At 76.9% G+C, this 753-nt stretch carries 1 protein-coding gene; it reads left to right on the top strand.

The genetic code is table 11. The annotated features are described in order from the left end of the window. Nucleotides 1–77: 77 nt before the first annotated feature. A partial coding sequence (locus tag AE652_RS42465) for a 1-phosphofructokinase family hexose kinase (RefSeq protein ID WP_049661623.1) occupies nucleotides 78–753 on the top strand: 676 nt, incomplete at its 3' end.

The raw sequence follows: 753 nt of genomic DNA, 5'->3' as shown, positions 1-753 counted from the left end.
GCCGAACTCGGCCACGAGGCGGGCTGTTTCGGTGCCGGACTGCTCGCGCGGGACCTTCTGGGCGAGGGAGCGGCGGCGTGATCCTCACCGTCACCCTGAACGCCGCCCTGGACATCACCCACCACCTGGACCGGATGCGCCCGCACGGCAGCAACCGGGTCCGGGCGGTGGCCCAGCGCGCGGGCGGCAAGGGCGTCAACGTCGCCCGGATCCTGCACGCCCTCGGCCACCCGACCGTGGTCACCGGCCTGACCGGCGGCCTCACCGGCCGGGCGATCCGCGCCGAACTGGCGTCCGCCGGCCTGGCCGACCGCATGCTGGCGATCGCGGGCGAGTCACGGCGGACGGTGGCCGTGGTCGAGGAGGACGCCGGGAACACCACGATCCTGCTCGAACCCGGCCCGGTGGTGGGCGTCGGGGAATGGGCGCGCTTCCTCGACCACCTCGACACCCTGCTGCCGCACGCCGCGGCGGCGGTCCTCTCCGGCAGCCTGCCGCGCGGCGTGCCCGAGGACGCCTACGCCCACCTGCTCCGGCTCGCGCACGCGAACGGCGTCCCGGCGGTGCTCGACGCCGACGGGACGGCGCTGAGCACGGCGTTGGCGGCCGGACCGGCCCTGGTCAAGCCGAACGCGGAGGAACTCGCCGCCGCCACCGGCCTGGCCGATCCGGTGGCCGCCGCCCGCAGGCTGCGGACCGCGGGCGCCGGTGCGGTGGTCGCCTCGCTCGGCGCCGACGGCCTCGTCGCCGTCA

It is taken from the genome of Kitasatospora sp. MY 5-36 (assembly GCF_001182915.1).
Classification (GTDB): Bacteria; Actinomycetota; Actinomycetes; order Streptomycetales; family Streptomycetaceae; genus Kitasatospora.
Note: the sequence above shows the minus strand (reverse complement) of the source record. Positions and strands in the feature narration are given on the sequence as shown.